General features: G+C 65.0%; 16 protein-coding genes and 1 pseudogene. 3 read left to right on the top strand and 14 right to left on the bottom strand.

Features of this window, described 5'->3' with window-relative positions; all coding sequences use genetic code 11:
- Positions 1-19: 19 nt before the first annotated feature.
- On the bottom strand, positions 20-3,313 hold the full coding sequence (locus tag BC1002_RS32940; protein ID WP_013094308.1) for an adenylate/guanylate cyclase domain-containing protein: 3,294 nt from the start codon (positions 3,311-3,313) through the stop codon (positions 20-22).
- Between the two features lie 249 nt (positions 3,314-3,562).
- Here BC1002_RS32940 and BC1002_RS32935 point away from each other — a divergent pair, with 249 nt between their 5' ends.
- Positions 3,563-5,791 (top strand): SulP family inorganic anion transporter, encoded by a 2,229-nt coding sequence (locus tag BC1002_RS32935; protein WP_013094307.1) that lies wholly within the window; start codon positions 3,563-3,565, stop codon positions 5,789-5,791.
- A gap of 36 nt (positions 5,792-5,827) precedes the next feature.
- Here the strand turns inward: BC1002_RS32935 and BC1002_RS38575 are convergent, their stop codons facing one another.
- Complete coding sequence (locus BC1002_RS38575; protein ID WP_013094306.1) at positions 5,828-6,004, bottom strand: hypothetical protein; 177 nt, start codon at positions 6,002-6,004, stop codon at positions 5,828-5,830.
- A gap of 422 nt (positions 6,005-6,426) precedes the next feature.
- Here BC1002_RS38575 and BC1002_RS32930 point away from each other — a divergent pair, with 422 nt between their 5' ends.
- The gene (locus tag BC1002_RS32930; protein ID WP_013094305.1) at positions 6,427-9,033 is read left to right on the top strand and encodes a PAS domain-containing hybrid sensor histidine kinase/response regulator; all 2,607 of its coding nucleotides are present in this window, start codon (positions 6,427-6,429) and stop codon (positions 9,031-9,033) included.
- A 43-nt stretch (positions 9,034-9,076) separates the two neighbouring features.
- On the opposite strand, the gene BC1002_RS32925 is transcribed toward BC1002_RS32930, so the two are convergent.
- From BC1002_RS32925 to BC1002_RS37040, 6 genes and pseudogenes are all read right to left on the bottom strand, one after another.
- Positions 9,077-10,198 (bottom strand): asparaginase, encoded by a 1,122-nt coding sequence (locus BC1002_RS32925; RefSeq protein ID WP_013094304.1) that lies wholly within the window; start codon positions 10,196-10,198, stop codon positions 9,077-9,079.
- 73 nt (positions 10,199-10,271) lie between these two features.
- The gene (aspA, locus tag BC1002_RS32920) at positions 10,272-11,690 is read right to left on the bottom strand and encodes an aspartate ammonia-lyase (RefSeq protein WP_013094303.1); all 1,419 of its coding nucleotides are present in this window, start codon (positions 11,688-11,690) and stop codon (positions 10,272-10,274) included.
- 95 nt (positions 11,691-11,785) lie between these two features.
- Entirely contained in the window at positions 11,786-13,252 is a 1,467-nt protein-coding gene (cuyB, locus tag BC1002_RS32915; RefSeq protein ID WP_013094302.1) for a cysteate racemase, read from the bottom strand.
- The gene (locus BC1002_RS32910; protein WP_013094301.1) at positions 13,249-14,544 is read right to left on the bottom strand and encodes a dicarboxylate/amino acid:cation symporter; all 1,296 of its coding nucleotides are present in this window, start codon (positions 14,542-14,544) and stop codon (positions 13,249-13,251) included. The genes cuyB and BC1002_RS32910 overlap by 4 nt, the downstream gene beginning before the upstream one ends.
- Positions 14,545-14,732: 188 nt before the next feature.
- Positions 14,733-15,653, bottom strand: a complete 921-nt coding sequence (locus BC1002_RS32905; protein ID WP_013094300.1) for a LysR substrate-binding domain-containing protein — start codon at positions 15,651-15,653, stop codon at positions 14,733-14,735.
- 94 nt (positions 15,654-15,747) lie between these two features.
- A pseudogene (locus BC1002_RS37040) lies at positions 15,748-15,906 on the bottom strand (aldehyde dehydrogenase family protein); the annotation flags it as partial.
- Between the two features lie 5 nt (positions 15,907-15,911).
- Between BC1002_RS37040 and BC1002_RS32900 the strand changes: the two are divergent.
- Positions 15,912-16,130 carry a hypothetical protein gene (locus BC1002_RS32900; RefSeq protein ID WP_041735787.1) on the top strand — a complete coding sequence of 73 codons (219 nt, stop codon included), beginning with the start codon at positions 15,912-15,914 and terminating at the stop codon, positions 16,128-16,130.
- A 173-nt stretch (positions 16,131-16,303) separates the two neighbouring features.
- On the opposite strand, the gene BC1002_RS32895 is transcribed toward BC1002_RS32900, so the two are convergent.
- The 6 genes from BC1002_RS32895 to BC1002_RS32870 form a co-directional block, all read right to left on the bottom strand.
- Complete coding sequence (locus BC1002_RS32895) at positions 16,304-17,707, bottom strand: DNA-binding protein (RefSeq protein ID WP_013094299.1); 1,404 nt, start codon at positions 17,705-17,707, stop codon at positions 16,304-16,306.
- Positions 17,708-17,856: 149 nt separating this feature from the next.
- Positions 17,857-18,837: a lipoyl synthase gene (lipA, locus tag BC1002_RS32890; protein ID WP_013094298.1), complete on the bottom strand. Its 981-nt coding sequence runs from the start codon at positions 18,835-18,837 to the stop codon at positions 17,857-17,859.
- A 5-nt stretch (positions 18,838-18,842) separates the two neighbouring features.
- Positions 18,843-19,952 (bottom strand): acetoin dehydrogenase dihydrolipoyllysine-residue acetyltransferase subunit, encoded by a 1,110-nt coding sequence (locus BC1002_RS32885; protein ID WP_013094297.1) that lies wholly within the window; start codon positions 19,950-19,952, stop codon positions 18,843-18,845.
- Positions 19,953-19,955: 3 nt separating this feature from the next.
- Positions 19,956-20,960: an alpha-ketoacid dehydrogenase subunit beta gene (locus BC1002_RS32880; RefSeq protein ID WP_013094296.1), complete on the bottom strand. Its 1,005-nt coding sequence runs from the start codon at positions 20,958-20,960 to the stop codon at positions 19,956-19,958.
- 34 nt (positions 20,961-20,994) lie between these two features.
- Entirely contained in the window at positions 20,995-21,978 is a 984-nt protein-coding gene (locus BC1002_RS32875; RefSeq protein ID WP_013094295.1) for a thiamine pyrophosphate-dependent dehydrogenase E1 component subunit alpha, read from the bottom strand.
- 79 nt (positions 21,979-22,057) lie between these two features.
- Complete coding sequence (locus BC1002_RS32870; RefSeq protein ID WP_013094294.1) at positions 22,058-23,113, bottom strand: ATP-NAD kinase family protein; 1,056 nt, start codon at positions 23,111-23,113, stop codon at positions 22,058-22,060.
- Between the last annotated feature and the right edge of the window lie 332 nt (positions 23,114-23,445).

Genomic DNA, 23,445 nt, shown 5'->3' with positions numbered 1-23,445 from the left:
GATCGGCTACGCACGTGCCTCAAGCCGCAAGGGCCGCTTCGACCGCGCTCACGTAATTGCGAAAACCGGCCTGCTGCAATGCCTCGAGCAGCCGCAGCAGTTCCTGTCGTGTGGCGTCGTTAAGCGGCGCCTGAAGCACGAGCGCAAGCGCACGGCCACGCGCCGCGAATAGCTCGGACCACGGCAGCGGTTCGCGCTGTGTATAGGCCTCGAGTGCGTTCACGTAGTGCAGCGTGCCAGCAGGATCGCCCGCCTCCAGCATCGCTTCGATGGCGTCGCGGTAAAACCACAGGTGATTGTGGCCGACCGCGCCAAGCCGCAACAGCGCCTCGCCTTCAGCCAGTAGCCGCGTCCGCTCGTGTTTGTCGTCAACCGCGCGGCTCAGTGCGCTCAAGGTCTTTGGCCCCGAAAACTGACTCCCTACCTCGCGCGAGATGGCGAGTGCTTCGCGTAGCGCCGTCACCGCTTCACTGCGGCATCCCTGGTCCAGTAACAGGCGCCCCTGCATCTCCAGGTTCTGCGCCTGAAAGCGGCGCGCACCCAGTTGCCGGATCACACGCAGTTCCTGCGCCAGATGCCTGCTGGCCGCCTGCACGTCGCCCAATTCCTGGCACGCGAACACCCCCAGCGTCTCACCCAGCAATTGCGCGCGAGGCTGCCCGATCAGCTCGGCGGTGCGGGCGGCGGCGATGGCGTCCGCGCGTGCCGGACCCGCGTCGTTCAGGTAGATGCGGCTGAAGCCCTGCATCGACAGATTGGCGACCTCGATGCGGCCGAAGCCGTGTTCCCGGCTCATCGCCACGCATTCGCTGAAATGATGGAACGCGGTCCGCATACGCCCCTGCGCATACGCCGCGTCCGCCAGGCCGCCGAGCGCGCGAGCCTCTGCCTCGGGCAGATCGAGGCGGCGCGCATAGGCGAGACCGCGCTCGTGTTCGGCGCAGCAGGCGTCGATCTTGCCGAGCGGAAACAGAATGTTGCCGCGCAAATAATGGAGGCTTGCCAGCTCGGCCAGCCGGTTGTCTCGCTCCGCGATCTGTTGCGCTTGCGCCAGTAGACCGAGTGCTTCGTCGAGACCCTCGCTGACCCGCAGACCTTCCGCGAGCCCGAGCTGGCAGTCGCATCGGGCAGCGTCGTCAGCGGCGGCGGCGAGTGCGGCGCGGTACGTCGCGATCGATCCCGCAATGTCGCCCAGGTCGCGCTGAAGTTCGCCCTTGCAGCAGCTCAGTGCATGGCGGTCCGCGTCCGACTGCGCGATCTCGATGCCCCGCTCGGCCAGCCGTAGCGCGGCTTCGAAACGATGTGCGGCGCGCTCTGCCACCGCCGCGCCCAGGTAGGCGTGCGGCGCGCGCGGGTCTTCGGCGCGGTCGAGATGCTGGGCGTGCAACGTGGCATCGCTCTGTGCGAACCATTCGGCCGCGCGCAGATGAAGTTCACGGCGGCGCGCGCGCAACAACGTCGAGTAGGCGCTTTCCTGGATCAACGCGTGCGCGAACAGGAAGTCCTCGCCTTCCGGCAGCACCAGCGCATTGACGAGCAGGCCGGCGCAGACATAGCCGGGATCGTCGACCAGTTGTCGCAGCAGCGCCAGGTCGAAACGCTGGCCGATCACGGCAGCCGCCTGGAACGCCAGGCGGTCGTGGGGCGCGAGCCGGTCCATCCGCGCGAGCACCAGACTGCGGATCGACGCGGGCACGTTGTTGCCGCTGCCCTCTTCCGCATTGCGCAGCAGCTGTTCGAGAAACAGCGGATTGCCGCCCGCGCGCTCGATGCAGGCGAGCGCGACGCGCTGCGTCGCATCGATGAAATTGCCCGCCAGGCTCAGAGCCTCGTCCTTGCGCAGCGGTCCGAGATCGATCGTGGCGAACGGGGTGTCGCGGCAACGTGCGCGCCAGCCCGCATCGATCGGATCGCCTTCGACGCGCGAAGTCGTCACCAGCAGGCCCGTACCGTTGGCAATGCCCGACGCGAACGCCGACAGGTAGCCGATGACTTCGGCATCGGCCCAATGCAGGTCTTCGACGACGATCAGCGTCGCCGCGTGCGCGCAAACGTCCTCGGTCAGCCTCGCGGCGAGCGCCTGCTTGCCGCGCTTGCGCGCGCCGTGGTCCATGGCCTCGTAGATGGTTTGCCATTCGGCGCTCTGCGGGAGGTCGAGGAAGTCGTGCAGAAACACGATCTGCTCGGCCTTGACGATGCCTTCGGCCGCGACCTGCGCGGCGGCGGCCTGCCGCGCCTCGCTCGATGCACCGGCCGGCAAACCGAGCAGGCTGCCGATGATGGTTCGCACCGGGTCCTGGCCCTTGCCGACGCCGAAATCGAGCACGAGGCTTCGATGCAGCGTGAAGCCCTGTGCCTGTGCATGGCGCCGCATCTCGTCGACGAGCCGCGTCTTGCCGATCCCGGCTTCGCCTCGCACATGCACGACGTGCCCCGCGCGCTTTGCCATGCACGCATGCAGGATGCCGTGAAACTGTTCGAGCTCGGCCTCGCGTCCGACGAAGCGGCTGTGGCTCGTCCTGACCGGCTCGCTGCCGAGCGCGACGAGGCGCCATGGCCGCACCGGTGTGTCGATGCCCTTGAAGCGCCGCTCGCCGATCGCTTCGCAACTGGCGACGTCGCCGAGCGTGCGCGCCGCGTCGTCGGATAGCCAGGTTTCGCCCGCTGGCGCTGCAGCCACGAGCCGGGCGGCGAGGTTAACCGGATCGCCATGCACGGTGTAGTCCTGCGCGTCCGCGCGGCTCAGCGCGCCCGCGATGACCTCGCCGCTCGCAATGCCGATGTGCGCCTGCAACGCGCGCCCGGTCTGCGCGGCCAACCGTGCCACGCCGTCGTGGATGTCGAGTGCGGCACGGGCGGCGCGCAGCGTGTCCGTCTCGTGCGAGCGGGGCGCGCCGAACAGGGCCATCACCGCGTCGCCGATGTGCTTGTCGATCGTGCCGCCATAGGCGAGCACGATCCCGTCGACCAGCGCCGTGTAGCGTCCGATCAGCGCGCGCAAGTCTTCCGGGTCCAGCGAGCGCGACAGCATCGTGTACCCGCACAGATCGGCGAACAGAATCGTGACCTGCCTGCGCTCGTCCGCGGGCACTTCGTGGGCGGCGGCCGTCTGCGGCGGGAGCGCCGCCGCTATCGTTGGCGATGCTGTCGCCGCGGCCAGAATGCGCTTACGGTGGCCGAGCGACTGTACCCCCAGCTCTTTCAGGTCCGCGTCGGTCAGCTGCCCGAGCAGCGACACGTCGATGTCGTTTGCAGCGAACGCGTGGGCGTACTGCTCGAGCCCGAGGCCCTGCAGCCATTTCTCGATGTCCATGTGCGTCGCCCTGCCTCCGATGCGTGGTCCCGCGGGCAAAAGCTCAGATGAATTACACGCGTGCCGGCCGCCGGCGTTAACGGCCCGCGGTTGCATGACTTTCGCGTGGAGTTCGCCGGCTGCGGGGCCGATGAATAAACAGTGTAGGTGTCCGATCAGCACGCTGCATCGCGTTTGACAGCCGTTCGAGCCGCGCAGGATACTGGCTGGCGCGCCCCGCCGCGCCCTTGCATTCGACCGGGAATCCACGTGAAGCCGGGCAAGACCGTTTCCGTCTCCGACCTCCCGCTGCGCTCGCGTTTGGCGGGTCTGCCAGGCGATGTGGCGGCGGGCGCCGTTTCGACGCTCGTCATGCTGTGCTATGCGATGAGCCTCGGCACGATGATCTTTAGCGCCGATCTTGCCCGCTACGCGATGCTCGGGGTGCCCACCGCGCTCGTGAGCTGCGTCGTCACGGCGCTCGTGATCGCATTGACGAGTTCGATGCGCTTCAACATCGGCGGTCCCGACAGCAATGCCGCGGCCTTCCTCGCGGGCGTGGCGGCGGGTGTGGCCAGCAGCGTGCGCGCGGACGGCGGCTCACCGCAGACGCAGATCCTCACGGTGCTGATCGCAATCGCGCTTTGTTCGGTGATGACCGGCATCGCGCTCTATGCGATCGGCTCGTCCAGGCGCAGCCGCTCGTTGCAGTTCCTGCCCTATCCGGTGCTCGGCGGATTTCTCGCCGGCACGGGCTACCTGCTGCTCGCCGGGGCGTTCCGCGTGCTGACGGGCCAGCCGCTGGAGTGGCACACGCTCGCGTTGCTCGCGCACCTTCACTGGATCACCTGGGTTCCGGCGCTGGTCGTCGGCGTGCTGGCCACGGTGCTGATGCGCACGTGGCAGCACATTGCCGCGCTGCCGCTCACGCTGGCCTTCGGTGTCGTGCTTTTCTACGTTCTGCTCCAGGTTGCCGGCGTTTCGATCGACGACGCGCGCGGCATGGGTCTGCTGCTGCCGCGCGTCAAGCTGCACCTTGCCGGGCTGCCGGAGTTGCACCTGGCCGCAAGGCTCGGACGGGGCGTCATCGACTGGTCGGCGGTCGGCGCGCATCTTCCCGAGAGTCTGGTGGTGACGTCGGTATCGGCCGTGACGATCCTGATGAATTCGACGGCGATCGGCACGGCTACCGGAGAGGACGTCGACCTCAATCGCGAGATGCGCGCCGCCGGCCTCGCCAATCTCGCGAGCGGACTGCTGGGCGGCATGGTCGGCTACCAGTCGTTCAATCGCTCGATGCTCAATGCGCGGGTGGGCGCGACGAGCCGGGTGGCGGGCGTGTTCGCGTCGCTTGCGTGCGTGGTCGTGCTCGCCACGTCGCCCGACATCGTGGCGCTGTTTCCGGTGCCGGTGCTGGTCGGCCTTCAATTGTTCATGGGGCTGCGATTGCTCGTGCATTGGCTCGCGGGCGCCTGGACCAAGCTCAACTGGTATGAGTATCTGCTCGTGCCCGTGATTCTCGGCACGATCGCGGCCTATGGCGTGATCGTCGGCGTCGTGGTCGGCGTCGTTGCGGCGTGTGTGATGTTCACGCTGCTCTACGGCCGGGTCGGCTGCATACGCATGGAGTTCGACCTGCGCGCGCGGTCCTCGAATGTGGAGCGCAGCATCGAAGACACCCAGGCTCTGCGTGCCATCGGCCCCCAGGTATGCGGAATGTGCCTGCAAGGGTTCCTTTTCTTCGGCACGGCCAATTCGATTCTGCAGCGCCTACGGGAACGCTTCGGTGCGAGCGATCAGGCGCCGGTCCGCTTCGTCGTGCTCGACTTTGCGGCGACACATGGCATGGATGCGTCGGTATCCATCAGTTTCGTCAAGCTCAGGCAGTTCTGCGCGGCAAAAAACGCGGACCTCGTGTTGACCTCGCTGCCGCCGCGCTCACGCGACCTGCTCGAGAAGACCGGTACGCTCAATCTGAAGATCCATCAATTCGATACGCTCGACGCGGGTCTCGAGTGGATCGAAGACAAGCTGCTAGCGTCCAACCCGCTCGTGCCCGCGCATGGCGGCGAACTGCGGGCGATGCTCGAGCCGCATTTCACGGCCAGCGCGTTGAACAGCCTGATTGCGTGTCTGGAGATGCGCGATCTGCTGTCGGGCCAGGCGCTGTTTCGACATCGCGAGCCGGGCGACGCGCTGTATTTCGTCGAACAAGGACGTGTGGCGGTCTCGCTGCCGCTCGGCGATGGCCGCTCGGCGCGTCTGCGCTCGTTCGGCCCGGGCACGGTCGTCGGCGAAATGGCGGTGTACACGCAGCAGCAGCGCAGCGCGGATGTGATTGCCGAGGCACCGACACGCGTGTACCGCCTGTCGATCGCGCGGCTGCTCGAACTCGAACAGCAGGACCCGGCAACGGCGCAACAGTTGCATCGTTTTCTCGTGAAGACGATTGCGTTGCGTCTTGCCGTTGCGGACGAAGCACTACGCGCGGCTCTGTAACTGATTTATGCAGGACCGACGCATCGCGCCAGATCGTCAGTTGTAGCCGAGGATCGCTGCCGTCGCGACATCCGTGCGGTCGATCGGGTTGCCAGCAAGCAGTACGGTTGGCTCTTTCAACAACAAACGGTATGACGGTACGTAGGTTTCGCTCATCCCATCCGCGTCGCGCCGCTGACCTTCCTGCGGCTTGCTGTTTTCAGGGTGATTCATCGTTGTCTCCTTCTAAAATGCCGATGGTTCCGTCATGGATGCGTTCAAAGCAGAAATGGGGCATGCGTCCATTTCGGCGAAACTCTCGGCTTGACATGCATGATCGAGCAAGTTCAATGCCATCCCGGTATCCGTCTGCAACGAAAGCAAGCCAGGGCGGCACCGCGCGCTCGACGATGCGAATGTCATCCGGCACGCACGTCAAATACGTCACAACGTGAGATATATTTTTCCATGGACACACCGTTATTGCACGGGCACATCTTCGACTGCCGGGCTCGTCTTTACCGCATGAACATTCGCATGGTACAAACATCCTGTTTAGCTGTTCGGGCTAGCTAATGTAAGCAGGCACACCATGCGGGCAGCGCCGGATCGTCTTCGGCGCCGTGTCCGCAGAGGAAACCGATGCAAGGACGCTGATGAACGATCCTGCTCACTTCCTTCCCTCATTCGTTTGGCGTGCCGATCGCGACGGCGTCGTCCGCTACGCCAACCCGTGGACATCACGGTATCTCGGCATTCCCGCCCTTGAACTGGTCGGGATGCACTGGAAGACCTTCGTTCATCCCGACGACATCGATCATGTGCTCGATGCAGTGCGGCAGATGCGGGACGGCACGCTGCTCGGCAATGTCGAAGTGCGTCTGCTGCGCGCGGACGGCGAGTATCGCTGGCACGTGTTGCATCTTCAAGCCGAGCGCGACGCGAGTGGCCGCATCGGCGACACGGTGGGCGTCGCGACCGATATCCACGAAGCCCGTCACGCGTGGGCCATGTACGAAGCGAGCGAGCGACGCCTGAAGGCTGCCTTCCACGGCGCTCGCATGGGTGCGTGGGAATGGGACATGAAGCGCCGCGTCGTGCGAATGACCTCGCAACTCGCGGATCTGTACGGGTTTCCACCCGGCACCGATGCGCTTGCGCTATCCGATCTGGAGAACCGTGTCGAACCCGAGTATCGGGCGTTATTCCAGCGGAAGGTCGATGACGCTCTGCAACACGGCGGTCCCTTCGAATTCGACTTCGTGCTGAACGGTGGATCGCCTTCACCACGCTGGTTGCGTATGCGCGGCCACGCGGAATACGAGCACGGTACGCTCGCGCATGTGTACGGCGTGACCTTCGACATCAGCAAGGAGCGGGCAGCCGAAGAGCAACTCAGTCTCAGCGAACGGCGTTATCGGGTGCTCGTGGAATCGACGGGCGCACTCGTATGGTCGGCCGAGCCGAACGGCGACATCCGGCCCGCAGGCGAGGACTGGAGCCGCTTCACGGGCGAAGGCGCGGTCCGTCTGGCGGACTGGGGATGGCTCGACTACGTTCACCCGGACGACCGCGAGGCGGCAAGGCAGGGGTGGGTCGATGTGCTGCAGCGACGCGCGCCCGGATCGATCATGTTCCGCATGCGGCATCACGACGGCCAGTACAGGATGATGCACGCCCAGGCGGCGCCCCTGTTCGACAGCCACGGCAAACTCCAGGAGTGGTTCGGCACAACGACCGATGTGACGCCTCAGTATGAAGCGCAATTGGCGATCGAAGCGCGCAATCTGCGTCTGTCCGTCGCGATGCAGGCGGCGCGGCTGAACATCGTCTGCTTCGACCTGGCCTCGCGCACACTATCGTTCGAAGAGGGCCGCGCACCGCGGATCGACCATGTGCTCAGCTACGACGAGGCGCTGCGCAACGTGCATCCCGACGATCGCGCGATGCTCGAACAATATGTCCTCCGGCTGGCCGAAGGCAACGACCCGGTCGCGAACTTCGAATTTCGTTTGCAGAACGCGCACGGCGAGCAATGGATGCATGGCAGCGCGCTGCTTCAGCGAGGCGCCGACGGCAAGCCCTTGCGCATCATCGCCAGCGTGATCGACATCACCCAGCGCAAGCAGCTCGAACTGATGCTGCGCGAAACCGATCGCCGCAAGGACGAGTTTCTCGCGATGCTCGCGCACGAACTGCGCAATCCGCTCGCGCCACTCCGGACAGCCATCGCATTGCTCGACAAGCAACCGGGCACGGCCTCACGTCCACAGGAGCTGATCAACCTGATGCGTCGGCAGGTTGAGCACATGACGCGAATCGTCGACGATCTGCTCGAAGTGTCGCGAATCACGCAAGGACGCATCGTGCTGCAACTCGAGCCCGTTCTGGTCGGCACGGCCGTCTACCACGCTGTCGAGGCGATCGCGGCGATGGCCGAAGCTCGTCATCAGCAGTTGCACGTCAGTGTTTGCGATCCGACCACATGGGTATGCGGCGACATCACGCGGATTTCGCAGATCTTCGTCAATATCCTGAACAACGCGAGCAAGTACACGCCAGAGAACGGGCATATCACGGTGAACGTAGCGGCGGACGACGAATGGGTTTCCATCGTCACGCAAGATACTGGCACCGGCATTTCGGCCGAGCTGCTACCGAAGGTGTTCGAGCTCTTTTCGCAAGGCGAACGCACGCTCGATCGATCGGATGGCGGCCTCGGAATCGGACTGTCGCTCGTCAAAAAGCTCGTCGAAATGCACAACGGAACGATCGCCGTGCACAGCGAGGGGCCCAATCTCGGCACGACGGTGACGGTCCGACTGCCGCGTCTACATCACCATGAACGTCATTCGGCAGTCGCGCTGTCGGAGCCCGCGCCGGGGCACGCGCGAACCGCATTGCATGTGCTGGTCGTCGATGACAATCGCGACGCCGCCGATTCGCTTGCGATGCTGTGCGAATCCGAAGGGCATGCTGCCCGAGTCGCGTATTCGTCAGCCGAGGCGCTGGAAGCGGCACCGTTATTCGTGCCGGACGTGGCGTTGCTCGATATCGGCTTGCCGGATATCGACGGATACGCGCTGGCGAGGCAGCTTCGCCGCAAAGGCGATGCGAAGCCCTTGCTGATCGCGATCACCGGATACGGTCAGACGGAAGACAGACTGCGCGCGCAATCGGCGGGCTTCGACTATCACTTCGTCAAACCCGTCAATATCGACAGCCTGCTCAAACTGCTTTCGTCGCTGATGAAGGGGCGATAGAGCGGCTAGCCGTCGCTTGCGATGCCGCGCCGCCCACAACCCATCACCATGTGCCGCTAAACGCCTGCTGTACCTTGACCGGGTCGGTCACGCCGTTGGCCACCAGCAACTGCGTCAGCAAGCGCGCCTTCTGCGGATTCAGATCGAGCGATGCGACGAAGCCGCGCTTGTCGTCATCCACCTCGACGTTCCGGTTCACGAAACCCGACACGAGCCGCGTCGAACGAACCACCACGATGCCTTTTGCCGCCGCGCGGTCGAGCGCGGCGAGGGCTTCCTTCGACATGTCACCATCGCCTTCACCGGCCACGACGATACCCTTCGCGCCATCGGCGATCGCATGATCGATCTGGCGGCCATCCATGTTGCTGTGCGCATAGACGATATCGACGCGCGGCAATTGCCCGTTCGCGGGCAGGCTCAGCGCGGCGCGTGCCGACTGCACCGCCGGCGTCACGAAGCGCACGCTGGCCGGATCGACATAACCGATCGCGCCCGCGTTCGGCGACGCGAACGCCTGTACCGCCGTGGTATTGGTCTTGGTGATCCAGCGCGGCGCGTGAATCTGATCGTTCATCACGACCATCACGCCGCGGCCACGCGACTGCGGGCTTGCGGCCACTTCGACGGCTTCGTACAGATTGTTGGGACCGTCGGCGCTCGTGGAACCGCCCGGGCGCATCGAGCCGACCAGGACCACCGGCTTGTCGGAGTGCAGCACGTTGTTCAGGAAGAACGCCGTTTCCTCGATCGTATCGGTGCCGTGCGTGATCACGACGGCGTCGGCCTCGTTGCGCTCGAACGCCTCATCGATCCGCCTCGCAAGCTGCAACCAGATCTTGTCGTTCATATCCTGCGAGCCGACGTTCGAGATCTGCTCCGCGTTGATGCTCGCGAGCTTCTCGATGCCCGGCACGCCGCGCACCAGTTCCTGCCCCTTAACGTTGCCCGAGTTGTAGCCGATTGCCGAACGCGGATCGGCGGTGCCCGAGATCGTGCCGCCGGTGGCCAGCAGCAGAACGCGCGGCATCGCCGTGACCGCGCCTGCCTGTTGCGATGACGCGTCGGCCGCCTGGGCGCCGGTACCCGCGGCAAGTGCCGCGATCAGCAGTGCCGCCGAACCGCACAGCCGCAGTGCTTTTCGATTGATCGTGTTGATGCTCATGTTTCGTCTCCACCATCGTTTTAAAAGAGTCGCGCGCGGATGCACGCGACCTGTGTCCGGAAAACCTCGTCGCTCAAGCGGCCGGGGTCATTTTTCTCGGTTGCGTCAGCATCGCCGGTTGAAGGATCTCATCGAGCTGGGTCTGACTCAGCAGCCCTTTGTCGATCACGATCTGCGCCACGCTCTTGCCCGACGCCAGCGCTTCCTTCGCGACTTCGGTCGAGTGCGAATAGCCGATGTACGGGTTCAGCGCGGTCACGATGCCGATCGAGTTCTCGACGATCGCACGCAGCCGCTCGCGATTCGCGCTAATGCCGTCGACGCATTTCGACGCCAGCGTGAGGCACCCCGCGCGCAGATGCGCGACGCTCTTGAACAGGCTGTGCGCGATGATCGGCTCGAACGCGTTGAGCTGCAGCTGACCCGCTTCGGCGGCGAAGCTCACCGTCACATCGTTGCCGATGACTTCGAACGCGATCTGGTTGACGACCTCGGGAATCACCGGATTCACTTTGCCCGGCATGATGCTCGAGCCCGCCTGTACCGGCGGCAGGTTGATTTCGCCGAGACCCGCTCGCGGCCCGCTCGAAAGCAGGCGAAGATCGTTGCAGGTCTTCGACAGTTTGACGGCGACGCGCTTCAGTACGCCGGAAAGCTGCACGAACGAGCCGACATCCTGCGTCGCTTCGACCAGATTCGGTGACGTGGTCAATGCGATACCGGTTATTTCGCTCAGGTGCCGGCAGGCAAGCTGCGCGTATTCCGGATGCGTGTTGATACCGGTGCCGATCGCCGTCGCGCCGAGATTGATTTCGCAGATCAATTGGGCGGCCTCCTTCAGCCGCTCTTCGTCTTCGCCGAGCATCACCGCGAAGGTGCTGAACTCCTGGCCGAGCGTCATCGGTACGGCGTCCTGAAGCTGCGTGCGGCCCATCTTCAGGTCGTTGCCGAATTCCACCGCCTTGCGTTCGAACGATGCGCGCAACACGCCCATCGCGTCGACGAGTTGCATGATTCCCGCGTACGTGGCGACCTTCAGCGCGGTCGGATAAACGTCGTTGGTGCTCTGGCCGAGATTCACATCCTCGTTCGGATGAAGAATCGCGTATTCGCCGCGCTGTCGCCCGAGATGTTCGAGCGCGAGATTGGCGATCACCTCGTTCGCGTTCATGTTGGTCGACGTGCCCGCGCCGCCCTGAATCACATCGACGACGAAATGCTCGTGCGCGGTGCCTGAGCGCACTTGCCTGCATGCGTGCACGATGGCCTGCATCTTCACTGTGCTCAACAGGCCGAGATCGTAGTTCGCGAGCGCGGCGGCTTCTTTCACGCTCGCCAGTGCGTTGACGAGGTTCGGATACACGGAGATCGGAATGCCCGTGATCGGAAAGTTTTGCAGCGCGCGCAGCGTGTGTACGCCGTAGTACGCGGTCGCGGGCACGGCGAGATCGCCGAGTAGGTCGTGTTCGATACGTTCGGTCGGTGCAAGCATAAGTTCCTCTCAGGTTCTGATAACGACAGGCGAACGGGGTCATCCGGCACACGTCGTGTGCAGGTCCGTCGCGTTGAATGGGTGATGCGGTTGGGTTATCGAGGCGGCGCGGTCGCGCAGGCGACGCACTGCTTCGCGAGCACATCGGTCGGATCGACGATGCTCACGCGCGCACCGTTCGCGCCGATCACATACGGCTCGCGCAGCAGCAGCGGCAGTTCCGTGCAGCCGAGAACGATTACTTCGACGCCCTCGGCGATCAGTCCATCGATCGCCGCGGCAAGGTCTTGCTGGCACTGTCCCGCCGTGAATCCGGCCTTCACGCCTGCCTTGCCGTAGATCGCGTCCATCACGCGCGCCTGCAGCGCGGGTGCCGGGACGACCTGCCGCAAGCCCTGCGATTCGAGCGCCTTCTGGTAGACGCCGCTCGCGAGCGTGCCGGAAGTCGCAAGGACACCGACCGAGCGCAGCGCGGGAAACGACTCGCGCAGATAACGCACCGTCACCGTCAGCATATTGACGATCGGCACGCCGAGATAAGGCTGAATCCGCTCGACGAAGGCATGCGCGGTATTGCACGGGATCGCGATCAGATCCGCCCCGCCCGTTTCGAGTTTCTTGCAGGTCGCGTACAGCGAGATGGTCGGGTCGGGTCCATCGCCGATCAGGTTCTCGGTACGATCCGGGATCTGCGGGTTCTGCTCGACGAGCAGCTTGATGTGGTCCTGATCGCGCTGCGCGGGCGTCGCGCGCACGATCTTGTGAATGAAATCGACGGTGGCCGCCGGACCCACGCCGCCCACCACGCCGACCTTGAAGATCGTCTCGGGCGTGTGGTACTGGCCGGACACGACGTATTGCGCGTAAGCCAGGTTCGAATCGACGAGCGGTACGCGCAACGCACCGAGTTCGTCCGCGACCAGCGCGATTTCGGTGAGCCCCGGCACGATCACGTTGGCGCCCTGCGCGATCAAATCTTCGCAAGCCGCGCGCAGCAACTCGACCGGACGGCCACGCAGATTGCCGCTCTTCACGCCATCCTCGCCATAGACGGCTTCGGTGACGAAATCGGTGCCGTCGCCAATGCGCGGATGGATCACCTCGAATTCGGGCGCCGCGAAGTACTTCTCGAACAGCCGCTTGCGCCGCGTATGGGCCGATGCGAGCACGCCCACGCGGCGCACCGCGGGAAATCTTCTGCGCACGTGGCTGCGCACCGCGTCGATCATGTCGACGATCTGCAGCGGCGAATTGGCTTGCAGTTCGTCGATGAACGTGTGGCTCAGGAAGCACGGCAGCACGACCGTCGTCACGCCGCGTTTCTCGAAACTGCTGATCAGATCGAAGATGTACAGCTTGCGCTGCGTCAACGTCTCGCTGTCGGCATCGGCGCTGCGAAACGGCTGCTGCTCGAAGATTGCATCGAAGTGCTCGGCGTCGCGGGTGGCCGGTGTCGACTTGATCAGCTTGAAGAACACGTCCGCGCTCGCGAGCGGGCCGAGCCCGCCCACCACGCCGAACTTGCGCGCGCTCGTGGCACCCGTTGCGTCGATGCCGCTCATTTCGTCTCGCCTTCGAGCCGGCCGAACGAAGCCGTCGCGATCGCCGCGCGGCGTTCCTGGCGCGCCACGCGCTTGCCCTCCCACTTCGCGATGGCTGCCGTCGCGATGCTGTTGCCGATTACGTTGGTCGCGGTGCGCCCCATGTCGAGAATCTGGTCGATCGCGAGCACCAGCACGACGCCCGATGGCGGCAGATGGAACATCGGCGCCACGGCAGCGACAACCACCACCGAGCCGCGCGCGACACCCGCCATGCCCTTGCTGCTGACCATCAGCACCAGCAGCATCACGATCTGCGTGCTGATCGGCATATCGATGCCGAACGCCTGCGCGATGAAGATCGCGGCGAACGCCTGATACATCATCGAGCCGTCGAGATTGAACGCATAGCCGAGCGGCAACGTGAAACCGACCACTTTCTTGTCGACGCCGAATTCCTCCAGCTTCTCCGTCAGGCGCGGATACGCCGCCTCGCTGCTCGCGGTGGAGAACGCCAGCATCGCGGGTTCGCGGATCGCCTTCAGCAACGCCCAGATCGGTTTGCCGAGAAACGCGTAGCCGGCGAAAATCAGCGCCGCCCACAGCAGCGCGAGCCCCGAATAGAAGCTGGCGACGAGCTTGCCGTACGTCGTCAGCACGTCGAGACCATGCACCGTGATCGCCGAGGCCAGCGCGCCGAACACACCGAGAGGCGCGAGACGCATCACGTAATCGGTCAGTTTCAGCATGGTCGGCACGAGCCCTTCGACGCCCGCGATCAGCGGCGCGACGCGCGGGTCCGACTTGATCACGCTGAGCACGATGCCGAACAGCACCGAAAAGACGAGGATCTGCAGGATATCGTTGCGCGCCATCGCATCGACGACGCTGGTGGGGAACGCGTGTGTGATGAAGTCCTTGAAGTTGAGGCTGGACGTGTTCAGGCCGGTGGCCACGTCAGCGCTAGTCTGGGCCATGTGCAAACCCGCGCCCGGTTGCAGCAGATTCGCAAGCACCAGACCGAGGGCAAGCGAGAACAGCGACGCGCACAGGAACCACACGATCGAGCGCAGCCCTATGCGGCGCACGTCGCTGGTGCCTTCCATGCCGGCGAGACCCGACACGAGCGTGGCGAACACGAGCGGCGCGATGATCATCTTCACGAGCCGCAGGAAGATATCGGTGATGATCGAAAAATAGCCGGCGATCTCCTTCGCGTGCGCGGCATCAGCCGCCGTGCGATGGCAGACATAACCGACGGCCACGCCGAGCAGCATGCCGGCGAGGATATAGAGGGTGAGCCGATTCTTCATGTGTCTCCGTCCAGGGATGGCGCACGAACGGTCGGCATCGACCGGCGCGCGCTCGGGAATGGCCGGCACATCGGATGTCGATGTACCGCTTTTTTGTGTCTGGACGGAATTCTAGAGACGGCAGAACAGCCTTGAATGCTAGTGTTGCATACGGCTATGCAAGTTTCGCATAACGCGGGATAACCCTATCAGCGCTGCTCGGCGGGCGCAGACGAGGCCCGAAGATGCCGCCACAGCGTATCGAGCAGTTCGCTGCGATTCGTCAGGTCACGGTACACGCGCAACTCCAGTTGCAGTTGCCATTCGGCGCGGCCGGCGGCGACGAGTTCGCCGCTGTCGAGTTCGGCGGCGATCGAGCTCTTCGGCAGCCACGCGACGCCCTCGCCTTCCAGTACCAGCTTCTTCACGACTTCGGCCATGTCGGACTCGTAGTGAAGCTGCAATGCGGGCGACGCTTTGCTCTGCTCCATCAGCAACGCGAAGCAGCGCCCAAAGTAACTGGTCTCCGTATAGGCGATGAACGGCATCGGATGTTCGATCACGCCGGGCAGACGGTACGCGTGCGCCAGCCGCTGATTGGGTCTGCATACCGGCATGAAAGTGTCGACGCCCACGGTCACGCATTCGTACCTGGTCGGATCGAGATGCAACGGCAACTGCGGATGGTGATAAGCGAACATCAGCTCGCAGTTGCCGTTGACCAGCATCAGTATCGAATCGTGCACGTTCGCCGGAATCACGCGCGCGCGCACTTCGCCGACATGCTTCGACAGCGTGCGCAGCCACGCGGGCAGGAAGTTCAGCGCGATCGTGTGGCCCGCCGCGATCTGCAGGCTGGTGCCGGCGATGCGCTGCTCGGTGCGAATGATGGCCCGCGTGTCGAACAGCTTGTCGAGGATGTCTTCGGCCGCGTCACGAAACAGTTGGCCTGCCGGAGTCAAGGTCGGCGGAAAGCCGCTGCGATCGACGAGATCGGCGCCCACCCATTGTTCGAGCTGCTGAATCCGTCTGCTGAAACCCGACTGCGTGACGTTGCGAAACTCCGCCGCGCGGGAAAAGCTCTGATAGCGGGCGAGCGCGATGAAGTCTTCGATCCACTTGATTTCCATCAGCCATCGGTCTCCGGTCGGGCGACGAATCGGCTCGCCGCTGCGCCCGCAATTCTACGCTTGGCCGTGCCGCACGTTGACTATCGGACCGGCGTCAAACCGCGATGCACAGGTACTTGATCACGAGGTAGTCATTGATCCCGTAATGCGAGCCTTCCCTGCCGAGACCCGACTGCTTGACGCCGCCGAACTGCGCCACCTCGTTGGAGATCAGGCCGGTGTTGATGCCCACCATGCCGTATTCGAGTTGCTCGCAATTTGAAGGCGATCGCGATTTACGTCTTCGGCATCGCGATTCAGGTCCCGTTCATGGAGGAGAGTTTCTTCCACGGTCCGAGGGCATCGATGATGGGCGGTGCGGACGTCTCCTGGATCGTCGGATTGGTGGCGACGGCAGTGACTTACTACGTGTCTGCATCGAACGACGGTTCGCGTTCCCGCCACACTGCGCCGACAGGGGTTCCCGCTTCCGAATGAGCGGACCCAGCCCTATTCGCTCAACAGAACGCCATATCCCGGCGACTTGGCGGCGACGAAAAGCCAAGCGGCGCTGCCGGGTCGTATCGCCAATGCGCACGACCCCGCAGCGCCGCCCTCCCACATTGCGCGTCACCACACCCGCGACGCGCGCCATCCCATCGACGATACCGTTACGCAGGCGAGCTTTCGGCGTTCAGCTTCGACACCGCACCCGTCTGCTCGTCGTAGCGATAGCCTTGTTTCTCGAGGTGAGCGGTGATCGTTTCGACGATCACTTGCTGCTGGATCTCCTTGCGCAGCAATTCATGCTCCGGCTTGACCTGACTCAGTTCAGCGGTAAGCCGGCGGCTCAAGGTCGCTTCGCCTGCGCCGCGGGCAAGGACGACCACCATTTTTTCATTCGCCTGAGTCAGCTGCTGCTTCAGTGCGTTCGAGTAGTCGGACCATTTCCTGACGGTCTCCCGCGCCTCGGCAATCGCGGCGGCATGCGCTTCGGCGTCGCGCGACATCTGCGCCTTCAATGCCTCGAGTTCCTGCGAGTCGACACCCGCCGGCGACGCCGACTCGACGTCCTCGACCTGCTCGCTCGCCGCCGCGCTTTCGGCCAGTTCAGCCGCGCGCTGCTGCTCCGCGTCGGCACGCTGCTGCGCTTCGGACAAGCTAGCCGACAACCTCGCGATTTCGGAGGCGCCCGCATCGCGCTCATCGGTCAGGCTGGCGATTAGCGTCTGGGCATTCTGTAATTCAAGCGCGGCGGCATCCCGCTCGGCCTGCGCGCCCGCGACCTCTTCGCGCCGGGCCGTATGCGCTTCCTGCTCGGCCTGCAGCTCCGCGCGGATCGCTTCGAGCTCGCTCTGAAGACGAGCGACCGCTTCGGCATGCTCCGCTTCCAGCGCCGCGCGCTCTGCTTCGCCGGCCGGCGTTTCGACAACCGACTCCGCCGACTCGCTCGCCACCTCGCTCTCGCCTGCGGCATCGCTCTCGTCGCCCGCAATCGCTCCACGCCCGGCGGCCTGTTCCGCGCGCTCCAGTTCCGCTTCGAGGTGCGAAACGCGGTCGGCCAGCTCCTGCGCGCGCTTCTCGGCTGCGTCGGTGCGTTGCACCGCGAGCGCGATGTCCTCTTCGAGCCCGGCCACGGCATCGACCTTCTCGTCATAGGCGCTGGTCATCTTGTCCAGCTGGACCTGCAACGCGTCGAGTTCCTGGACAGTGGTTTGCAGCTCGGCGAGCGCTTCGTCGCGCTCGTTGCTGGCGTCCTCGACACGCTGGCGCATCGCGGCGAGGCGTCGCGCCACCGAGCGTTCCGCTTCGTCCTGCGCCGACGTCCACAGCCGGTCGAGCGCTTCGCGCATGGTGTCCGTCACGGTTTCCGGCAAAGCAGGACGTTCGACGACCTGCGGCACGCGCGCGGCGCGCGTTTCGCGCCACTTGCGCAATGCCGCGGACACCGCGACCACCGAACCGCTATGAACTTCGGACCAGATAGCTACGGGAGACACCTTTTGGCCCTCGTCGGCCATCCGGTTTGCGATTTCAGCTACGAGTTCGTCCGTGATCGTAATGTTGCTTGACATGTCTGCCTCGACAAAGTGCACGTGGTGACGAATACCGTTTCGTCGTCCGGGAGGCAGCCGCGCGCTGGGACTCGCCTCGCATAGCCACCAATTGTCGGCTACCTGCGAGGCGACCAATCGGTCGAAAAGCCGAGGTTACGGGGAGGTATTCACGGGATTGGGGCACGGCCGTGCGGCGTGCGATCCGCGTGATACGACGAGCGCACGAGCGGCCCCGCCACCACTTCGACGAACCCCATCTTCAAACCTTCGTCGCGCAGCATGTCGAAAGTCGCGGGCGGCACATATCTGCGCACCGGCATGTGATACCGCGACGGCGCGAGATACTGACCGATCGTCAGCACGTCGACGTCGTGCGCGCGCAGATCGCGCATCGTCGCGAGCAGTTCGCCGTCGGTCTCGCCGAGGCCGGCCATCAGGCCGGATTTGGTCAATACCGCCGCGTTCTGGCGTTTCGCACGCGACAGCAGGTCGAGCGAGCCGCGGTAGTCCGCGCCTGCCCGCGCCGCCCGATACAGCGACGGCACCGTCTCGATGTTGTGGTTGAAGACGTCCGGCCACGCCCCGGACAGCGCATCGAGCGCGCGCTCGATCCGCCCGCGAAAATCCGGCGTCAGGATTTCCACGCGAATGCCCGGTACGCGCTCGCGCACGAGCGCGATACAGCGCGCGAAGTGCGCGGCGCCGCCGTCGCGCAGATCGTCGCGGTCCACCGATGTAATCACGACGTAGCGCAGCCCGAGCGCCGCGACGGCGTCGGCGAGCCGCGCGGGCTCGTCGTCGTCGAGCGCTTGCGGCCGGCCATGCGCGACGTCGCAGAATGCGCAGCGCCGCGTGCAGATCCCTCCCATGATCATGAATGTCGCGGTGCGCTGCGCAAAACACTCGCCGATGTTCGGACACATCGCCTCCTCGCAGACCGAATGCAACTTGTGCTCGCGCAGCACCGCCGCCATGCCCGCGACGGTTTCGCTCATCATCGGCCGCGCGTGCAGCCAGGGCGGCTTCGGCAATACGGCGGCATGGTCCGCCGGCACGATCTTCACCGGAATGCGGGCGAGCTTGTCGCGGTTGCGCTTGCCATGCTGGCCAAGCGCCGTGAGGCTGTCGGTATCGGAAGCGGCGTCCATCGCGGTTATCCGAAGAACTCGTTGAGCAGGCGGTTCACGTCCGATGCAGCCTCCATCTGCACCATGTGCCCTTTCCCGTCGATCACGTGCACGCGCACCTGAGCGGGCAAGCCCTGCGCGTGCGCGGCCGGAATGATCTGGTCCTGCGCCCCCCAGATCACCAGCGTGCGCGGTGCCAGCGTGTCGAGCCGGTCGCGATAGACGCGGGTTTGCACCCCGCCTTCGAACGCGGACAGGGCGATCTTGCGCAGCGCGTCGTTCACGCCTTCTAGCCGCTTGTACTTGACGATGTCTTCGATCAATTGCCGCGTGACCAGCGACCCGTCGGCGAACAGCTTCACCAGATGCGGCTTCAGCGTGTTGCGGCTGCTGCCCTCGACGAAGCCTTCGATGTACTCGCGGTTGATCTCGTCGCCGAGCCCCGCGCCCGCGATCAAGGCCAGCGACGCGACGCGTTCGGGGGCCTTCGCGGCGACCGTCATCGACACCGCGCTGCCCAACGAATGGCCGACCAGATGCGCGCGCTCGATACCCCGGTCGTCGAGAAACGCGATCACGCTGTCGGCCAGTTCGTCGAGGCTGCCCGTGTCGAGCGCCTTGCCCGACTCGCCATGCCCCGGCAGATCGAGCGCCCACACGGCGCGGTGCGCGCCGAGATCCGCATGATTGAAGAGCCAGTTGTTCAGATCGCCGCCGAAGCCGTGGATCAGCACCGCGGGCGTGCCGCCGTCGCCGATCTTCAGGTAACGCAGGGTGCGCCCGCCGATCTGCGCTTTTTCCGGCTGCGGTCCCGCGTCCGCGGCATCCGCGGAGGCCGGCACGAAGTCGCGCTGGAACGCCTCGACGGCAGCATCGATGTCGGCATCGGACGTCTCGGCGTCCGCGACGACGCCGAGCAGCGCGCCGATCGGCAGCGTGTCGCCCTGCTGCGCGATCTGCCGGCGCAGCGTGCCGTCGAAAGCGCACTCGACGCCCGACGAAATCTTGTCGGTCTCGACGTCGAGTATCTCGTCGCCCTTCGCGACTTTTTCGCCGACCTCCTTCAGCCAGCCGTTGACCTGCCCCTGCTCCATCGACAGTCCCCACTTGGGCATCGTGATCATGTGAATCGGCATTGCTCAGCTCCTTACTTTCCGCACGGCCGCGGCGATGTTCTCCGCCGACGGGATATACAGGTCTTCGAGCACGCCTGCGAAAGGCGCGGGTGTATGCGGCGCGGTCACGAGTTCGATCGGCGCCTTCAGCGAATGGAACGCGCGCTGCGCGACCAGCGCGGCGATATCGGTCGCGACCGAGCAGCGCGGATTCGACTCGTCGACCACGACGACGCGCCCGGTGCGCTCAGCGCTTTCCAATATCGTTTCCTCGTCGAGCGGCGAGGTCGTGCGCAGATCGATCACCTCGGCCTGGATGCCCTCTTTCGCGAGCTTTTCGGCGGCGTCGGTCGCGTGATGAACCATCCGGCCATAGGTGACGATCGTCGCGTCGTCGCCTTCGCGCACCACGTTCGCTTCGCCGAACGGAATCGCATACGACTCTTCGGGCACGTCGCCCTCGCGGCCATACAACAGCTTGTGCTCGCAGAAGATGACCGGGTCGTTGTCGCGGATCGCCTGGATCAGCAGGCCCTTGGCGTCGTACGGCGTCGACGGACACACCACTTTCAGACCGGGTATGTGGGTGAACAACGACGTCAGCATCTGCGAGTGCTGAGCGGCCGCGCGCAGGCCCGCGCCCTGCATCGTGCGAATCACGACCGGCGTCACTGCCTTGCCGCCGAACATGTAGCGAAACTTCGCAGCCTGATTGAAGATCTGGTCGAAGCACACGCCCATGAAATCGATAAACATCAGCTCGGCCACCGGACGCAGCCCGCATGCGGCCGCGCCGACCGCCGCGCCGATGAAGCCGCCTTCGGATAGCGGCGTGTCGAGCACGCGCCCCGGATACTTGTGAAAGAGCCCTTTCGTCACACCGAGCACACCGCCCCACGCATCCTGCTCGCCGGGGGACCCGGCGCCGCCCGCGTTGTCCTCGCCCATCACGATGACGGTTTCGTCGCGCGCCATCTCCTGGCTCAGCGCTTCGTTGATCGCCTGGGAAAACGTGATCTTCCGTGCCATGACTGTCTCCTGATTGATTGGTTCGCGCTGTGGATTACGGATAGGACACGTAGACGTCGGTCAGCAGGTCAGCGGCAGTCGGCAAAGGCGCGGCCTTCGCTTCCGTCACCGCGCCGTCGATCAACTGCTTCACCTCGGCATCGACGCCGCGCAGTTCGTCGGCGCTGAGCATTTCGGCGCGCACGACGCGCTCCTCGAAACGCTTCAGGCAATCTTTTTCGTCACGCAGCTTCTGCACCTCACCGGGCGCGCGATAGGTTTGCGCATCGCCTTCGAAGTGCCCGAAATAGCGCGACAGCTTCACTTCGACGAGGGTCGGGCCGCCGCCGCCGCGGGCCCGCTCGATCGCGGCGCCGAGCGCCTCGTGCACCGCGAAGAAATCGAAGCCGTCGACGATCACGCCGGGCATGCCGAAGCCGCTCGCCCGGTCGGCGATGTTGTCGGCCGCGACCGACCACGTCGACGAGGTCGCCTCCGCATAACCGTTGTTCTCCGCGACGAAAATCGCCGGCAGGCGCCACACGGAAGCGAGATTCATCGATTCGAAGATCACACCCTGGTTCGACGCACCGTCGCCGAAAAAGCACACGCCGACGCCGCCGGTCTTCTTCAGCTTCGCGGCGAGCGCGGCGCCGCACACGAGCGGACCACCCGCGCCGACGATCCCGTTGGCACCGAGCATCCCTTTCGACAGATCGGCGATGTGCATCGAGCCGCCCTTGCCGCGGCACACGCCGGTGCTGCGGCCGTAGATTTCGGCCATCATGCCGCGCACGTCCACACCCTTCGCGATGCAGTGGCCGTGACCACGGTGCGTGGTCGCAACGTAATCCGCGTCGTTCAGATGCATCATCGTGCCGACCGCCGACGCCTCTTCGCCGGCATACAGATGCACGAAGCCGGGTATCTCGCCGGTCGCGAATTCGACGTGCAGACGCTCCTCGAACTCGCGGATCGTGCGCATCATCCGGTACGCTTCCAGCAGCTTTTCCTTGCTCAACTGCGTCGAAACCGACATGGTGTGTCTCCTTGGAATGATCTCGATGGTCACTACTACTTCAGCCAGCTGTGCTTCAGACGTTCGCTTCCTCCTTTGATTACCTCGGACGGGTCGCCGCTTCGCGCATCAACTGCCGCGACGCGCAAAAGCGCAGCGTGCGGCCGACATCGACGGTCAGCGGTCCCGCCCAATCGAGCGCGATCTCGTAGCGGTCGTCACGTTCGAGCTCGATCTCGCGCTCGCCGTCGAAGGCGAGCGTCCCTTGTTCCGTATGCAGCGGCGTCCAGCAGCCCGCTTCGAAGCGCTCGCAGGTGCGCATCGTCACCCGATCGACACGGCCCGGCGCGAGCGGCGCGAAGATCGGCACGCCGGACTCGCCCGCGCGCGCGAACGTCATATGCAGCCCGTACGGCGCGCCGCGCTCGACCGGGGCCCACGCGCCGCCGATCGACGACAGGCCGATGCCATCGGGCGCCGCGAACGTCAGAAACAGCGCTTCGAGATCCGCGGGCTCGCAGACGGCCCGCGCGCCGACGAACCGCTGCCGGCTTACGCACACATCGACCAGCGCGATTTCCTCGCGCCCCTCGTTCGGGCCCGCGACGCAGCGGACCACGAGACGCTTGTTGCGCGTCAGCGCGACCTCGGGCGGCACGAGCCCGGAAGCCGCGAGCGCGCCCGCGAGGCCCGCCACCGTCGCTTCGCGCAGTTCCGGAAACGCGTTGTTGGTGCCCGTCGACAGCGTCAGCAGCGGCACGTCGCCGCAATGCGCGGCCACCGCGCGATGCGTGCCGTCGCCGCCGAGCACCGCGATCAGATCGACATCCAGCCCGACCATCCGCGCGACACCTGCGTGGGTGTCCGCTGCGCTGTCCGTGATCGGCAGTTCGAGGAATTCGACCTTCGGCCAGGGCTGCGGCTCTGCTACGGCCGCATGCGTTTCGAGCGCACGCAGCACCAAGGCGGCGACACCGGTCCGGTCACGCAAGGTCAGCACGCGCGCGACGCCGAGCATGCCGAGGCCCGCGAGCAGGCGCACGACCATGTTCGCTTTCTCGGCGGTCGGAAACACCGAGGCGTGTGTGGTGAGGCGTCGAATATCACGGCCCGATGCAGGGTTCGCGATCACGCCGACGGTGAGGGGCGATAACACTGGCTTGTCTCCTGTGCGCGAGTTGCGAAGCGGACTTGCTGTGCTGAAGAGCGCTTGCTTTCGCGTTTGCTTTTGCGTTTGGTTTCGTCTGCCAGCGATACTGCAAAGCTCGGGCCAGTTGCTTGCGCGCCATGCTCACGCGCCGAAAGCGTTGTATTCAAAGGGCAGACGCGGGGGCCCGGGTTCCCGGCCGCTTTCATCGGACCTGCGCCGCGCAGTTCACTGTGTCTCACGAGCACGCCCCGCGACGTGGCGCGAGTTTCGACGCACGTCGCGACGCCTGCGCGGTACCGCGCCAGACAAGGGTTTGCGCGATGCGACCAGCGTCTCGC

This window comes from Paraburkholderia atlantica, assembly GCF_000092885.1.
Classification (GTDB): Bacteria; Pseudomonadota; Gammaproteobacteria; order Burkholderiales; family Burkholderiaceae; genus Paraburkholderia; species Paraburkholderia atlantica.
This window is presented reverse-complemented; position numbering and strand designations above follow the sequence as displayed.

Bases quoted from the DNA above. Each gene is read 5' to 3' on its own strand.
- BC1002_RS32940 (WP_013094308.1), bottom strand. From the start codon at position 3,313: ATGGACATCGAGAAATGGCTGCAGGGCCTCGGGCTCGAGCAGTACGCC.
- BC1002_RS38575 (WP_013094306.1), bottom strand. From the start codon at position 6,004: ATGAATCACCCTGAAAACAGCAAGCCGCAGGAAGGTCAGCGGCGCGAC.
- BC1002_RS32930 (WP_013094305.1), top strand. From the start codon at position 6,427: ATGAACGATCCTGCTCACTTCCTTCCCTCATTCGTTTGGCGTGCCGAT.
- BC1002_RS32925 (WP_013094304.1), bottom strand. From the start codon at position 10,198: ATGAGCATCAACACGATCAATCGAAAAGCACTGCGGCTGTGCGGTTCG.
- aspA (WP_013094303.1), bottom strand. From the start codon at position 11,690: ATGCTTGCACCGACCGAACGTATCGAACACGACCTACTCGGCGATCTC.
- cuyB (WP_013094302.1), bottom strand. From the start codon at position 13,252: ATGAGCGGCATCGACGCAACGGGTGCCACGAGCGCGCGCAAGTTCGGC.
- BC1002_RS32910 (WP_013094301.1), bottom strand. From the start codon at position 14,544: ATGAAGAATCGGCTCACCCTCTATATCCTCGCCGGCATGCTGCTCGGC.
- BC1002_RS32905 (WP_013094300.1), bottom strand. From the start codon at position 15,653: ATGGAAATCAAGTGGATCGAAGACTTCATCGCGCTCGCCCGCTATCAG.
- BC1002_RS32895 (WP_013094299.1), bottom strand. From the start codon at position 17,707: ATGTCAAGCAACATTACGATCACGGACGAACTCGTAGCTGAAATCGCA.
- lipA (WP_013094298.1), bottom strand. From the start codon at position 18,837: ATGGACGCCGCTTCCGATACCGACAGCCTCACGGCGCTTGGCCAGCAT.
- BC1002_RS32885 (WP_013094297.1), bottom strand. From the start codon at position 19,952: ATGCCGATTCACATGATCACGATGCCCAAGTGGGGACTGTCGATGGAG.
- BC1002_RS32880 (WP_013094296.1), bottom strand. From the start codon at position 20,960: ATGGCACGGAAGATCACGTTTTCCCAGGCGATCAACGAAGCGCTGAGC.
- BC1002_RS32875 (WP_013094295.1), bottom strand. From the start codon at position 21,978: ATGTCGGTTTCGACGCAGTTGAGCAAGGAAAAGCTGCTGGAAGCGTAC.